Raw genomic sequence first — 16,627 nt, 5'->3', positions numbered from 1 at the left:
ATGGTGGACGCCCACGAACACAGCATTGCTGTGATCGGCATGGCTGGAAGATTTCCCGGCGCGCCCGATCTCACGACCTATTGGTCGAACCTGACGCAGGGCGTCGAGTCGATCAGGCGGGTGTCGGAACAGGATCTCAAGGAAGCCGGCCTGAGTGCCGACAGGGTCGCCGATCCCAACTATGTCAGGGCATTCCCCGCGCTCGAGGGAGCAACGCTGTTCGATGCCCGCTACTTCAACATCAGTGCAAAGGAGGTCGAATATATCGATCCCCAGCATCGGATCTTCCTCGAATGCGCCGTGCATGCCCTGGAGGATGCAGGGTGCGATCCGAAGCGCTACGACGGCAATATCGGCGTGTTCGGCGGGGTCAATCCGAACGCCTATCAGTTTCTCGCGCTTCGCAACCGGCTGCTATCGGGAGCCCATGGATCCGTCGAGGATATCTTCGAGTCGCTCGAGACCGATCTGATGTTCTTCCTCGGGGGCGACAAGGACTATTTGTCGACCCGCGTCTCCTACAAGCTCGATCTGAGGGGACCGAGTTTGAGCGTGCAGACCGCGTGCTCCACTTCGCTCGTCGCCATACATCTCGCCTGCCAGAGCCTGCTCTCGGGGGAGTGTGAGGCGGCGCTCGCAGGCGGCGTTTCGGCCACGCCGGGCAGCTTCATGAAGCTCGGCTATATGGTCTCTCCCGGCATGACGTCGGCCGACGGGCATTGCCGGCCGTTTGACCACCGTGCCAACGGCACCGTGTTCGGCGACGGTGTCGGCATCGTCGTGTTGAAGCGGCTGGATCGTGCGCTGGCCGATGGCGACAATATCAGGGCCATCATCCGCGGATCGGCCATCAATAATGACGGCTCGTCAAAGGTGGGATTTGCAGCGCCGAGCCTGGAAGGTCAGGCGTCGGTCGTCGTGGAGGCGCATGCGGTCGCCGGCGTGCCCGCGTCGGCGATCAGCTATGTCGAGGCTCATGGCACCGGGACATCGCTCGGAGACCCGATCGAAGTTGCATCGCTCACCCGTGCGTTCCGCAATTCGAGCGCGAATACCGGCTTCTGCGGTCTCGGCTCGGTCAAGTCCAACCTGGGACATCTCAACACGGCCGCCGGCGTCGCCGGGCTGATCAAGGTCATCCTGGCGCTCGAGAACGAATGCCTGCCCCCGAGCATCAACTACGAGGCACCGAACCCGCAGATCGAGTTCGAGCAGACGCCGTTTTTCGTAGTCAACTCGCGGCGTGACTGGCCGCGCTCCGAGAAGCCGCGGCTCGCCGGGGTCAACGCTTTCGGGATCGGTGGCACCAATGCGCATCTCGTCGTCGAGGAGGCGCCGCTCCGGCGATCGATCTCCTCCCGCAAGACGTGGCATGTGCTGCCCATATCGGCAAAGAGCGAGCAGGCGCTGACGCGCCTGGCGGATCGCCTGCAGGAGTACATGTCGGCAGAGCGGGAGATCGAGATTGCCGACGTCGCGCACACGCTCGCCACTGGCCGCGCACTGCACAAGGTCCGGCGAGCCGTCGTGTGCCAGGACCGCGCCTCGGCGATCGAAGCCCTGCGCTCGGCATCGGCGCGCGCTGTTGCCTCCAGCGACAACTGCCCGGTGTACTTCATGTTTCCGGGGCAGGGCACGCAGCGACTGGACATGGGACGGGCGCTCTATCTCGAGGAGCCGGCCTACCGCTCGGCGTTCGACGACTGCGCCAATGGTCTGAAGCGGCATCTCGAAGCGGATCTGCGCGAGATCGTCTTTCCGCGCAATGGGGCCAGCGATGATGCAACTGCGAGATTGACGTCGACCGAGTTCGCGCAGCCGGCGATTTTCTCGGTCAGCTACGCGATGGCGGCGCTGTGGCGCTCGCGCGGCGTCGAGCCGGCCGGCATGATCGGGCACAGCGTCGGGGAGTTTGCCGCGGCCTGCATCGCCGGTGTGCTGACGCTCGAGGATGCGCTGAAGGCCGTCGCGTTGCGCGGGCGCCTGATGCAGCAGCAGCCCGGTGGAAAAATGCTCGTCGTGCCGATGGCGTTGGACGACGTCCTGCCGCTGCTGGGAGACGATGTGTCAGTCGCCGCGATCAATGCGCCGGGCGCAGTCGTCGTGTCCGGCCCGGCAGCCGCGATCGCCGAGCTTGAGGTCAGGCTGCGTGAGCGGGCCGTCATGTGCTCGGCGCTGCACACGTCGCATGCGTTCCATTCGGCCATGATGAGCGGGGCGGTGAAGCCGCTCGTCGAGGTCATGAGCGGGATCACGCTTCGTGCGCCGAGGATTCCCTACGTGTCCAATGTCAGTGGAACGTGGATCACGGCGGAGCAGGCGACGAACCCGGCCTATTGGGGCGAGCAGCTGCGAGCGCCCGTGCGCTTTTCCGACGGCGTGCGGACCATCCTCGGTAACAATCCGGGCGCGCTGATCGAAGTCGGTCCCGGCCGCGCTTTGTCCAGCCTGGCACGCCAGAACCTGCGCGAGTCCGACAGCGCCGTGATCCTGAGCTCGATGCCGAGTCCGGGCGATCTCGCCGGAGAAGTAAGATCGTTCAACCAGGCGCTCGGCGAGGCCTGGATGTCGGGATGCGCGATCCGCTGGGACGCGCAGTATCGTGACGAACGACGGGTCAAGGTGTCGCTGCCGAACTATCCGTTCGAAGGCGAGGAGATCCTGCACAAGATCACTCTGGCATCCGAGCGGCCAGCGCGCGCGAGCGCTCCTCGGCCGTCCGAACCGCGGTCTCAGGCGCCTGATTTCATCCTGGCCCCGTATTGGCGATCCACGAGCGCGGCTGGGCGTTCGGCTGCCGACGTCCAGCTCGACGGCCAGAACTGGCTGGTGTTCGCCGGCGCCAACGGGCTGAGCGGTGCTGTGGTCGATCATCTGAACCGGTGCGGAGCAAACGTCGTCGTCGTCAGATCCGGCCGCGACTTCGGTGTTTCGGGCAACGAGATATCCTTGTCGGCTGTCACCCCCGACCAATTCGAGAAGCTGTTCAACGAGCTCGGCAGGCGATCCTTCATGCCAGAGCGTGTCGTCTATCTCTGGTCCCTCGACGCGCCGCGCATCGATCTCGACAATATCGACGCGGTGCTAGACGCCGATTTCTTCGGCTTGCTGTATCTGGTCCAATGGATCGAGCGGACCCAGTCGGGACGACGGACACGGATCGCCATCGCCGCGACACGAAGTGTCGACGTGATCGGTGGCGAGATCGTCGATCCCACGGCGGCGATCGTGCGTGGGCCCTGGCTGGTTGCTCCGATCGAGCACAAGTCCATCTCCTGTCTCTACGTCGACGTTCCAGAGAGCTGCAGGTTGCCGGGAGAGCAGGACCAGGATGTCGTCAGCAGGTTGATCGGAGATGTCGCGGCCGAGGACACGCCGACGCTGCTCGCCTATCGACAGGATCGGACGTGGACGACCGCGTTCGAAAAGATCGCGCTCAAGGCTCCGGACCAGGACAAGCCCATCATCCGCGCAGGCGGCGCATATCTGATCACGGGAGGGCTGGGTGACCTCGGCCTCGCGGTGGCCTCGGCGCTCGCGGACATGGGGGCCGGCAGCCTCGTCCTGACCGGACGTACGCGATTGCCGCCGCGCGCGGAGTGGGACAGCTGCCTGGCATCCGCCGACGGCGACTCGCGCGTGGCGCAGATCCTGGCCAGCATCCGTCAGATCGAGGCGAAGGGCGCAACCGTGATCATCGGGACGGCTGATGTCGCTGACCGCAACGCCATGCGTGCGGTCGTCGACGACGCGCGCACGGCGTGCGGCCAAATCAACGGCGTGTTCCACGCCGCCGGCCTGCCGGGCCGCGACATCATCGTCTCGCGAACGCGGGAGGACGCGCTCACCGTGCTGCTGCCCAAGATCGCGGGGACGCTGATCCTCGACGAGCTGCTCCGCGATGAGCCGCTGGATTTCGTCGTGCTGTTCTCGTCGCTCAGTGCCGTGGCCGGCGGAGTCGGCATGGTCGACTACGTGGCCGGCAATGCATTCCTGGACGCGTTCGCCGTCAGCCGCCGTGCCGCGAAGCGTCCGCCAAAGATCGTGTCGATCGACTGGGACATCTGGAGCGAGATCGGGATCGCGGCCCGCCTGGCGCAGGACTTCAAGGGCTCGGGCAGCCTGCGCCTGCGCGATGGCCTGGCGACCGACGAGGCGATCGACGCCTTGATGCGGATCCTGCAAAGCGGCCTGTCGCAGGTGGTGGTGTCGAAGAATCTGAGCAGGAAGCTCGGTCATTTGTCGGCTGACGGAGCTATGAGCGGGCTCGCGGACGAGCCGGCCGGCGACGCCCCTGATGGCGCTCGGAAGGAGACCGGGCAGCGCCGCGTGCGGCCGGACATCAGCGCCAGATTCAGGGAGCCGAGCAACGAGATCGAGCAAGTGATCGCTGAATTCTGGGCGACCGCCTTGAACCTCGACCGCGTCGGCACCGAGGACGATTTCTTCGAACTGGGCGGCGACTCGCTGCTGGCGATGCAGATGATCCCGAAGCTCATCAACCGCTTCCAGATCGAGCTGATGCCCCGAGACCTGTTCGAGGGCGGCACGGTCGCAGGCATCGCGCGGGTCATCGAGAACAAGCTGATCGACGAGATCGACGCTCTCGAGGACGCATAGTCGGCGCTGGCTTCGACCAGCCCGACAAACTGTTTGACCGACGAGCTGTTGCTCTTGGAGACTGGTCATGGAGACGATGGATCCCGCGACGCGCCGCAGGCGATTGTCGGCGCGCCAGCAGATGCTTCTCGAAGAGCGCATCAAGGGAACGAGAGGCGCGGCTGCGCCGATCCCGGTCAGGCGCGACGCTGCAGGCTCTCCCGTGTCCTACGCCCAGGAGTCCCTCTGGTTCCTGGACCAGCTCGGATTCGCCGGCGCCGCCTACAACTTGCCGTTCGAGGTCCGGCTGGAAGGCGTGCTGGATACGGCGGTGCTCGAGCGGAGCCTGTTGGAGATCGTGCGGCGTCACGAAACTCTGCGGAGCCGGCTGGACGTGGAGGACGATCGGCCGGTTCTGGTGGTTGATCCCCCCGGCGGCTTCCGGCTCGACCGCGTCGATATTTCCGCCCTCGCGCCGGAGCTCAGGGAGGCGGAGATCATACGCCTTGCCGACGAGGAGATTGCGCGACCGTTCGATCTCCGGCGCGGACCGCTGTTTCGAGCGACGTTGGTTCGCGTCGACGAGGCCGACCATGTCGTGCTCGTGACCATGCATCACGTCGTCTGCGATGGGTGGTCGATCGCTCTTCTCATCGATGAGGTCAGCGCGCTCTACGAGGCCTTCAGCCGGGGCCGCGCCTCGCCGCTGCCGGAGCTGCCGGTCCAGTACGGTGATTACGCGATCTGGCAACGTGACACGGCGCAGGATCGCGTCCTGGACAAGCAGGTCGGCTATTGGAAGGAAAGGCTCGCAGGCGCACCTGCCGCACTGGATCTGCCGATCGACCGTGTCCGGCCCAAGATGGCCAGCTTCAACGCCGGCACGATCAATGTCGCCTTGTCTGCGGACCTGTCGCGTCAGCTGTTCGAGCTCGCGCGGCGCGAAGGGGCCACGCTGTACATGCTGCTTCTCGCCGCCTACCAGATCCTGCTGCAGCGCTATAGCGGGCAGGACGATATCGTCGTGGGATCGCCAACCGCCGGGCGATCCCGTGCTGAATTCCAGGGGATGATCGGTCTGTTCGTCAATACGATCGTGTTGAGGACGGATTTGTCAGGTGATCCGACGTTTCTGGAGCTGCTGAAGCGCGTCAAGCAGGTGGCGATCGGTGCCTATGCGCATCAGGATGTGCCGTTCGAGCGGCTGGTGAAGGAGCTGAACCCCGTCCGCGATCTCAACCGGTCTGCGATCTATCAGACGGTGTTCTCGCTGGAGAACCTGCCGCAGCGGCTGCTGACATTCGCCGGCATCAGGGCGCGGTGGATTCGCAGCAACATGCCGAAAGCCAAGCACGAGCTCGCGGTCTATTTCTACGAGCGCGGCAACCGGCTCGAGGGCCATGTCGAATATGCCAAGGACTTGTTCGAAGCGGCGACCATCGAGCGGCTCGTCGCGCATTTCCAGGTCCTGCTCGAAGCCGTGGTGGCGCGGCCCGAGGCGCGTCTGTCGGATTTGCCCCTGCTTGGCGAGGCCGAGCGCCATCGCCTGATCGTGGAGTGGAACGCGACAACCGCCTCGTATCCGGCCGACAAGTGCCTGCATGAGTTGTTCCAGATCCAGGCGAGACGGACGCCGGAGGCGACGGCGGTCATGTGTGGCGATGCGTCGCTGAGCTATCGCGAGCTGGACCGTCGTTCGAACCAGCTGGCGCAGCATCTGCGCCGGCTCGGGGTCGGGCCCGACCTGGTGGTCGGGCTCGGTCTCGAACGCAGCCTCGAGATGATCGTCGCGCTGCTCGGGATTCTGAAGGCGGGCGGGGCCTATCTACCGCTCGATCTGAGCTATCCGGATGACCGGCTGGACGTCATGCTGGACGATGCGGCCGTGACAGTCGTGGTAACACTCTCGGCATTCGCTGCGCGGTTTGCGAGACCAGGCCGTCGCGTTGTTGCTGTCGACGTCGACCTTGCGGACGCCGACGATCTGGCTGATGGCTCGCCCTGGAGCGGTGTGCTGCCGGGCAACATGGCCTATCTGCTCTATACGTCCGGATCGACCGGTCGACCGAAAGGCGTCGTCCTCGAGCATCGGCATGTCACGAACTATGTGTCGGCGGTCGTGGCGGCCGCGGGGCTGGCAGAGACATCCAGCTACATGATGCTGCAGCCATTGACCGTCGATTCCTCGGTGACGGTGCTGTACCCATCGCTGCTGAGCGGGGGAATGCTGCATCTCGTCGGCTATGAGGAGAGCCTCGACGCGCAATATCTGTCGAGCTACGTGAGGGAAAACCCGATCGACTGCCTCAAGATCGCTCCGCCGCATCTGCATTCGCTGCTGGATGCCTCTGGCGGCAGCGAGTTGCTGCCAAGGAAGGTTCTGATCGTCGGCGGTGACGTCAGTCGGTGGGAATGGGTCGACAGACTCAGAGCCGCGGCGCTCGGCTGCCGGATCTTCAATCACTATGGACCGACGGAGACGACGGTCGGGGTCACCGTCCAGAGCGTCGATCGCTGCACCCAGCGCGGCACCACCGAGTGTGTTCCGATCGGCCGCCCGCTCGCCAACACCCAGACCTTCATCTTGGACGGGAATCTCGATCCGGCTCCGATCGGGGTGGTGGGTGACCTGTATATCGGTGGGGCGCAGGTCGCGCGCGGCTATCTCCGTCGCGCGGACCTCACGGCCAGCAGCTTCATTCCGGATCCGTTTTCCGACGCCGGGCGCAGGCTGTATCGCACCGGCGATCGGGCCCGTTTTCTTTTGGACGGAAGCATCGAGTTCCTGGGGCGGGGTGACGATCAGGTCAAGATCCGAGGTCACCGCATCGAGCCCGAGGAGATCACCGCAGCGCTGCTGACGCATCCTGCGGTTCGGCAGGCCGTCACCGTGGCGCGCGCCATCGGCCATGAGAAGACGCTGCTCGGCTACGTGGTGCTGCATGACGGAAGCCGCGCGGATGGCGCCGAGCTTCGACGTCATCTGTCCGTCCGGCTGCCTCCGCACATGGTGCCCTCGGCCATTATGCAGCTCGAGGAATTGCCGCGAACGGCACACGGCAAGCTCGACCGTCGCGCTCTGCCGGTGCCGGACCTGCAACGCCTCACCGAAGCCTATACGGCGCCGCGCAACCCGGCCGAGGACATGCTGGCGGCGATCTGGTGCGAGGTCTTGAGACGCGATCGGATCGGGATCGACGAGAACTTCTTCGAGCTCGGCGGACATTCCCTTCTGGCGACGCGCGTGATGGCCCGGTTGCGCGATGCGCTGCAGGTCGAGCTGCCGCTGCGCGCGTTGTTCGAAGCGCCGACGATCCGGGATCTGGCAGCCCGGATCGAGGCGGAGCAGCCCGGCGGAGCGGGGGCTGTGCTGCCGCCCTTGCTCCGGCTCCCGGACCGCTCGGACCGGCCGGCGATGTCCTATGCGCAGGAGCGGCTGTGGTTTTTGGACCAGCTTGGTCTGGTGGGAGCGGCCTACAACATGCCGTTCGCGCTCAGACTCGAGGGTGAGCTCGATGTCGTCGCGCTGGAGCGGAGCCTGTCGGAGCTGGTGCGTCGGCACGAGGCGTTGCGGACGCATTTCGAGACGCTGGACGGGCAGGGCATGCAGGTGATCGACGCTGCGGGCTCGTTTTGTCTTGCCAAGTGGGACGTGTCGGAGCTTGGCGTCGACGCACAGCAGGCAGAGGTTCGCCGCCTGGTACAGGACGAAGTCTCGCATCGCTTCGCGCTGACCCGCGGGCCGTTGTTCCGGGCGACGCTGATCCGACTGGGCGAGAGAGACCACGTGCTGCTGACGACGATGCATCACATCGTGTCGGATGGCTGGTCCATCGGCATTCTGACGCGCGAGGTGGCCGCGCTGTATCAGGCGTTCAGCGCCGGCGATCCATCGCCGCTGGCGGAGCTTCCGGTCCAGTATGCTGACTATGCGTCGTGGCAGCGAAGCTGGTTGCAGGGAGAGGTGTTGCAGCAGCAGATCGGCTACTGGAGGCGCCAACTGGAGGGAGCGCCGCCCGCCTTGGACCTGCCGGCCGACCGGCCGCGGGCGGCGGTCGCCAGCTTCGCTGGTGGCGCGGTTGACTTCGCGCTCCCAGGCGAACTGTCGGGGAAGCTCGCGGCGCTGGCGCGTCGCGAAGGCGTGACGCTGTACATGCTCTTGCTGGCGGCGTATCAGCTGCTGCTGAGCCGCTACAGCGGTCAGGATGACATCGTGGTCGGCACGCCGATCGCCGGGCGCCGGCGTCCCGAGCTGGAAGGCTTGATCGGATTCTTCGTCAATACTCTGGCGATGCGGACGGACCTGTCCGGAGATCCGACCTTCGTGCGGCTGTTGAAGCGCGTGAGGGATGTAGCGCTCGGCGCCTATGCGCATCAGGATCTGCCGTTTGAGAAGCTCGTCGAGGAGTTGCAGCCGACGCGGGATCTGAGCCGTCAACCGGTGTTCCAGGTCTGCTTCAGCCTGCAGAACACGCCGCGTGACGTCGTGGAGCTGCCGGCGCTGACGCTTCGGATGCTCAGCGGCGAGCACCGGACCTCATTGTTCGATCTGACGCTGTTCATGCGCGAGACCGACGCGGGGCTGATCGGGACGTTCGAATATGCGTCGGATCTGTTCGATCGCACGACGATCGAGCGGCTGGCGGACCACTTCGCGCGGCTGCTGGAAGGCATCGTCGAGACGCCCGACGCGCGCCTGTCGGAATTGCCGTTGCTGAGCGAAGAGGAGCATCACCGGCTCATCGTGGAGTGGAATGCGACCGCGGCGAATGGTCCTTCGGACAAGTGCCTTCATCAGCTCTTCGAGGCGCAAGCGCTGCGAACACCCGACGCGATTGCGCTCGTCGACGACGATCGGCAGCTGAGCTATGCGGAGCTCGACGAGCGCGCGAACCGTGTGGCGCACCATCTGCGTCATCTCGGGGTGGGACCGGAGGTCGTGGTGGGGCTGTCCATCGAGCGCAGCCTCGAGATGATGATCGCGCTGCTCGGCATCCTGAAGGCGGGCGGCGCCTATCTTCCGCTGGATCCGTCCTACCCGGCCGATCGCTTGGCCTACATGCTGAGCGATGCGAAAGCGCCGCTCGTGGTCACCATGGCGCATCTGGTGCCACATTTGCCCGCCCATGCCGGCTCCACGTTGCGGATCGATGCGGACTGGGAGGATATTGCGCGTCGGCCCGCGACCCCACCGGAGAACATCTCCGTTCCCGCAAACCTCGCTTACATCATCTACACCTCGGGCTCTACAGGCCGGCCGAAGGGGGTGTGCGGACTGCACCAGGGGATGGTGAACCGGATCGTGGCGCAGGACGGCATCGACGCGTTCGACGACGATGATGTCTGCTGTCAAAAGACCTCGATCGGCTTTGTCGACTCCATCTTCGAAAGTCTCGGACCGCTCTGTCGCGGACTTCGCCTGGTCGTTGCGCGCGACGCTGTCGGCCGGCAGCCGACGGAGCTGGTCGCGATGATGGCCGAGCGCGGAGTGACGCGTGTCGTCATCGTGCCGTCCCTGGCGTTCGCGCTGGCGTCCGATCCGGCGACGAGGGCGCATCTGTCTGGCTTGCGAAGCTGTACGCTGAGCGGCGAGGCCCTGAGCAGGGACTTGATGGTCCGTCTGACGGAGGCGTTGCCGGATTGCCGCTTCGTCAACATCTACGGCTCGTCTGAAGTCTCCGCCGATGCGTCCTCTTATGTCGTCGGAGCGCCGATCCCTGCGGCCATTCCCATCGGCCGGCCGATCGCGAACATGAAGCTCTTTGTCCTCGATCCCGATCTTCGTCCCGTCCCCATTGGGGTCGCGGGGGAATTATATGTCGGTGGCGTCGGTCTTGCGCGCGGCTATCTTGGCCGCCCCGATCTCACGGCGGAGCGGTTCGTGCCGAATCCGTTCGGCGACGGCGAGCGATTGTACCGGACCGGCGATCGCGTGCGGTGGTGCGCCGATGGCAATCTGGAATTCCTGGGCCGGTCGGACCATCAGGTCAAGATCCGCGGCTTCCGGATCGAGCTTGGTGAGGTCGAGGCGACGTTGCTCGCCGATGAATCCGTTGCGCAGGCTGCGGTGGTCGCGCACGAGGAGAACGGCGACAAGCGCCTCGTCGCCTATGTGGTCGGAGCGGAGAATGGCGGGCCACTCGATGCCGACAAGCTTCGCAATCATCTGAAGCGGAGCCTGCCCGACTACATGGTGCCGTCGTCCTTCATGGCGATGGAGACCTTCCCGTTGACGCCGACCGGCAAGCTCGATCGCCGTGCCTTGCCGGTCCCGGGGCCGCGGGTTTCGTCTCGCCCCTATGTTCCGCCCCGTACTCCGGTGGAGCAGACGCTCGCAGCGATCTGGTGCGACGTCCTGAAGCTGGATCGGATCGGGATCGACGACAACTTCTTCGAGCTTGGCGGGCATTCACTGCTGGCGATGCGGATGATGGCGCGGCTGCGCGAAGCGCTCGCGATCGATGTGCCGCTCCGCGCGCTGTTCGAAGCGCCGACCCTGGCTCGGCTGGCCGACTGGATCGATACGGTGCGTTGGGCCGCCCGGCATGGCGCAGCCGATATCGCAGATGGCTCGGAGAATCGTGACGAAGAGGTGGGGATCGTATGAGCACGGTCCAGGCTCTCCTGACGTCCCTGCGCAAGAACGGCGTGAGCATCTGGCTCGACAACGGGCAGCTCAAATACCGGGCGCCTGCCGGCGGCCTGTCACAGGCCGAGTTGACAGAGCTTCGCGCGAACAAGGAAGGCGTGATCAGCTTCCTGACATCAGCGCATCGCGCTGCGGGCGGCCGGCCAAGGCTGGCGGCCAGAGAGCCGTCGGATCGCGTGGCGATGTCGTATGCGCAGGAACGCTTGTGGTTCCTGGATCAGCTCGGGCTCGTGGGATCGGCCTACAACATGCCGTTCGCGCTCCGGCTGGATGGCGAGCTTGACGTTGACGCGCTGGAGCAGAGCCTGGTGGAGGTTGTGCGACGGCACGAGGCGTTGCGGACGCATGTCGAGTTGGTGGACGGGCAGGGCGTGCAGGTGATCGATGCGGCCGGCTCGTTCCGTCTTGAGCGGCTGGATCTGTCGCAGCTTGGCGTCGATGCTCAGGAAGCGGAGATTCGATGTCTGGCCAAGGAGGAGGCTGCGTACCGCTTCGAGCTGACACGCGGGCCGCTGTTCAGGGCAAGGCTGATCCGGCTCGGCGCCAGGGATCACGTGGTGCTAGCGACGATGCATCACATCGTCTCGGATGGCTGGTCGATCGGCGTCCTCACGCGCGAGGTGGCTGCGCTTTACGAAGCGTTCAGCCAGGGCAGGTCATCTCCGCTGCCGGAGCTCGTGGTCCAGTATGCCGACTACGCGCTCTGGCAGCGGGCCTGGCTGCAGGGCGACGCACTGGAGCGTCAGCTTGCGTATTGGAAGGAACGGCTGAAGGGAGCGCCGGTGGTGCTCGAGCTGCCGACAGACCGTCCGCGTCCGTCGGTGGCGAGCTTTGCCGGCGGCATGGTGCCTTTCACGCTGTCGCGTGAGCTGTCGGAGGGACTGACGGCGCTGTCGCGCCGTTCGGGCGCGACGCTCTACATGGTGCTGCTGGCCGCGTATCAGCTCCTGTTGTCGCGTTACAGTGGCCAGACCGATATCGTCGTGGGCTCGCCGATCGCCGGGCGTGTCGACCGCCAGCTGGAGGGGCTGATCGGGTTCTTCGTCAACACGCTCGCGATGCGCACGGACCTGTCGGGTGATCCGAGCTTCATGGAGCTGCTGGCGCAGGTGAAGGAGATGGCGCTCGGCGCCTTTGCGCATCAGGATCTCCCGTTCGAGAGACTGGTGGAGGAGCTGCAACCGGTCCGCGACCTGAGCCGGCAGCCGGTGTTCCAGGTGAGTTTCAGCCTGCAGAACGTGCCGCAGGAAGCGATCGAGCTCTCGGTTCTGACGCTTCGTCCGCTCGCAGGCGAGCAGCGGACGTCGGTGTTCGATCTGTCCTTGTTCGTCTGGGAGATCGACGGCTGCCTGCAGGGCCGTGTGGAATATGCGCTCGATCTGTTCGATCGCGGGACGATCGAGCGGTTTGCGCACCATCTCGAAGTACTTCTGGAAGGAATCGTCGCGGCGCCGGAGCGCCGGCTGTCATCGTTGCCGGTGCTGAGCGCCGCGGATCGTCGCGTTCTGCTGGAGGATTGGGCGGGCCAGGCGGCGTCCTATCCCGAGGGCTGTCTGCACGAGCTGTTCGCGGCGCAGGCCGCGCGAACGCCGGACGCCGTTGCGGTGGCGTTCGAGGACGAGCAGCTGAGCTACCACGAGCTGGATGCACGGTCGAACCAGCTGGCGCATCATCTGCTCGGGCTCGGCGTCGGGCCCGAGGTCGTCGTGGGACTTTGCGTCGAGCGCAGCCTGGAGCTGGTGGTGGCGCTGTTGGGAATCCTCAAGGCGGGCGGGGCGTATCTGCCGCTCGACCCGGGCTACCCGGCCGACCGGCTGAGCTACATGCTGCACGACGCAGGCGCGCCGGTCATCGTGACCCAGAGGCACCTGGCCGGCGTGCTGCCCGCTCATAAGGCGCGGGTGGTGGAGCTCGATACGGAAACGGCTGACATCGCGGCCCGGCCGCGGCAGGCGCCGGTCAATACCAGCCGGCCGGCCAATCTCGCTTACGTCATCTACACCTCGGGCTCGACCGGACGGCCCAAGGGCGTCGCCGTCACCCATTCCAATATCGTTCGATTGGTCAAGAATACGAACTATGTGAGCGTGGGGACTGACGACGTAGTCCTGCATCTGGCGCCGCTCGCCTTCGATGCCTCGACATTCGAAATCTGGATGCCGTTGTTGAACGGCGCGAGGCTCAGCATCTACGCGGCGGGATTTGTGGAGGTCGCGACGCTCAAGCGGGTGATCGCGGAATCCCGTGTTACGGTTCTCTGGCTGACGGCGGGACTCTTTCACACCGTCATCGAGCACGACATCGAGCTTGTCAGACCGCTGCGCTATCTGCTGGCGGGCGGAGACGTGCTCTCGCCGTCTCATGTCCAACGCGTCCTCGACGAGATGCCCGACTGCCAGCTCGTCAATGGTTACGGTCCGACGGAAGGCACCACATTCAGCGCCTGTTTTGCGGTCGCGCCGCGGCCTGGACTGGCTGTGAACGTGCCGATCGGGCGGCCGATCTCGAATACCGAGCTTTATGTTCTGGATGACCAGGGTGAATTCGTCCCCGTGGGCGTCGCCGGCGAGCTGTACATCGGCGGGGCAGGGCTCGCACGCGGCTATTTCGGTCGTGCCGATTTGACGGCGGAGCGGTTCGTGCCGAGCCCGTTCGGCCGTGGCGAGCGGCTGTACCGTACGGGCGACCTGGCCCGGTGGCTGGCGGATGGCGTGCTCGAATATCTCGGGCGACGCGATCAACAGGTGAAGATTCGCGGCTTCCGGATCGAGCTTGGCGAGATCGAGGCGGCGCTGATCGAGCATGGCGACGTTGCGCAGGCGGTCGTCGTGGCCCGGGAGGATGGCGGCGGCGGCAAGCGGCTGGTGGCCTATGTCGTGGGACATGCGAAGCTTGCCGCGGAAGATCTGCGAGCTCATCTTGCGCGTCGTCTTCCCGACTACATGATGCCCTCGGCCTTCGTGCAGCTTGCGGCTCTGCCGTTGACGGCGAACGGCAAGCTGGATCGCGCGGCGCTGCCCGCACCGGAATTGGCAGCATTTCCACATGACGGCTACCAGGCTCCGCGGGGCGAGACGGAGGAGCGGCTGGCGCAGATCTGGTGCGAGCTGCTGAAGGTCGCGCGGGTCGGCCGCCACGATGACTTCTTCGCGCTCGGGGGGCACTCGCTGCTGGCGATCACGCTGATCGAGCGGATGCGTCGAGCGGGCCTCGTCGCGGATATCCGGGCCGTGTTCAGCGCGTCTGATCTCGCCGGGCTTGCGGCCGCAGCCGGCAGCGAGGTGCCATCTGTCGATGTGCCCGCCAATCTCGTTCCCGAAGGCTGCACGGCGATCACGCCGGCGATGCTGCCGCTGGTCGAGCTGAGCCAAAGCGAGATCGATCTGATTGCCGCGTCGGTCGACGGCGGCATGGCCAACATTCAGGACATCTATCCTCTCGCGCCGCTGCAGGAAGGCGTTCTCTTCCATCACATGATGGATGCGGGCCATGATGCGTATCTGCTGTCGAGCGTGCTGGCGTTCGACACGCGCTCGCGGCTCGACGGCTTCGTCGCGGCATTGGACGCGGTGATCGGCCGCCACGACATTCTGCGAACGTCCGTGATGTGGGAGCAATTGCCGCAGCCGGTGCAGGTGGTGTGGCGGCGCGTGCGGCTGGCGGTCGAGGACGTGGTGCTCGATGAGCCGGGCGGCGATGCGCTTCTGCAGCTGCGGTCCCGCTTCGGACGCAGCCAGCGGCTCGATGTGCGGCATGCGCCGCTGTTGCGGGGCTGCGTGGCCCACGACGCGCAGCATGGACGCTGGTTGCTGCTGCTGACCTATCATCATCTGGTGATGGATCATACGACCCTGGAGGTGCTCACGCATGAGGTCCACGCCCATCTGACGGGCCGGCAGGCGGAGCTGCCTGCGCCGGTGCCGTTCCGCGATTTCATCGGGCAGGCGCTGCACGGCGTCAGCACGGCGGAGCACGAGACGTTCTTCCACGAGCTGTTGGCGGATGTGACCGAGCCATCGGCGCCGTTCGGGCTCGTCAATGTGCAGGGCGACGGTACGGACATCGAGGACGCGCGTCATGTGCTTCCTGCGGCCCTGTCGGCACGGCTGCGCGCCCACGCGCGTGAGCTCGGGGTCAGCGCTGCAAGCCTGTTTCACCTGGCGTGGGGGCTTGTGGTGTCGCGGACGTCGGGAGGGCGCGATGCGGTGTTTGGGACGGTGTTGTTCGGGCGCCTGCACGGGCTGTCCGGTGCGGATCGGACGGCGGGGATGTTCATCAACACGCTCCCGGTGCGGATTGCTGCCGGAGAGAAGAGCGCAGCCGCGAGCGTTCGCGATGTCCATGCGCTGTTGGGACGGCTCCTTCGTCACGAGCATGCCTCGCTCGCCCTTGCGCAGCGCTGCAGCGGCATCGAAGGTTCCGGCCCTCTGTTCACGTCACTGCTGAACTACCGCTACAGCGGCGGTGTCGCCAACGGCCCGGCGTGGGACGGCATCGAGCTGCTCTGGGGAGAGGAACGCACGAACTATCCCGTGATGCTGTCGGTCGATGACGCCGGTGACGGCTTTGGCCTGACGGCGCAGACGATGAGGTCGGTGGGAGCGGCCGCGCTGTGCAGGATGATGGAGACGGCGCTGGCCGAGCTTGCGGATGCGCTGGCGCAGCATCCGGAAAGGCCGATAAGACGGATCGGGGTGCTGAGCGCCGCGGATCGTCGCGTTCTGCTGGAGGATTGGGCAGGTAGGGCTCAGGCCTATCCCGAGGTATGTCTGCACGAGCTGTTCGCGGCGCAGGCTGCGCGAACGCCGGATGCCGTGGCGGTGGTGTTCGAGGGCCAGCAGCTGAGCTATCGCGAGCTGGACGCACGCGCAAATCGGCTGGCGCATCATCTGCGCGGGCTCGGCGTGGGGCCGGAGGTGGTCGTGGGCCTTTGCGTCGAGCGCAGCCTGGAGCTGGTGGTGGCGCTGCTGGGAGTCTTGAAGGCCGGCGGGGCGTATCTGCCGCTCGACCCCGGCTACCCGGCGGAGCGGCTGAGCTACATGCTGCACGACGCAGGCGCGCCGGTCATCGTGACCCAGCGGCAGCTAGCCGGTGTGCTGCCCGCTCATGCAGGGCGGGTGGTGGAGCTCGATGCGGATGCGGCCGACATCGTGGCCTGGCCAGAGCAGGCGCCCGTCAACACCAGCCGGCCGGCCAACCTTGCTTATGTCATCTACACCTCGGGCTCGACCGGACGGCCCAAGGGCGTGATGGTGGCGCATGCGGGGCTGATCAATTTCCTGACGGACATGGCCATGCGTCCTGGCATCGACGCCTCGGACGTCGTGGCGGCGGTGACGCCGATCTCGTTCGACATCGCAGGGCTGGAGATCTACCTGC

3 protein-coding genes are annotated in these 16,627 nt (G+C 65.8%); all 3 read left to right on the top strand.

Annotation, left to right across the window (positions count from 1 at the left end; all coding sequences use genetic code 11):
- Positions 1-4,620, top strand: a complete 4,620-nt coding sequence (locus NLR35_RS18875; RefSeq protein ID WP_257168029.1) for a type I polyketide synthase — start codon at positions 1-3, stop codon at positions 4,618-4,620.
- A gap of 67 nt (positions 4,621-4,687) precedes the next feature.
- Positions 4,688-11,206 (top strand): non-ribosomal peptide synthetase, encoded by a 6,519-nt coding sequence (locus NLR35_RS18870; protein WP_257168028.1) that lies wholly within the window; start codon positions 4,688-4,690, stop codon positions 11,204-11,206.
- A partial coding sequence (locus NLR35_RS18865; RefSeq protein WP_257168027.1) for a non-ribosomal peptide synthetase occupies positions 11,203-16,627 on the top strand: 5,425 nt, incomplete at its 3' end. The genes NLR35_RS18870 and NLR35_RS18865, both read left to right, overlap by 4 nt.

The organism is Bradyrhizobium sp. SRS-191, assembly GCF_024586915.1.
Lineage (GTDB): Bacteria > Pseudomonadota > Alphaproteobacteria > Rhizobiales > Xanthobacteraceae > Bradyrhizobium.
The sequence above is the reverse complement of the archived record's forward strand: the minus strand, read 5'-3'. Positions and strand labels throughout refer to the sequence as shown.

Excerpts from the sequence above, each read along its gene's own strand:
- NLR35_RS18875 (WP_257168029.1), top strand. The coding sequence starts at position 1 with ATGGTGGACGCCCACGAACACAGCATTGCTGTGATCGGCATGGCTGGA.
- NLR35_RS18870 (WP_257168028.1), top strand. The coding sequence starts at position 4,688 with ATGGAGACGATGGATCCCGCGACGCGCCGCAGGCGATTGTCGGCGCGC.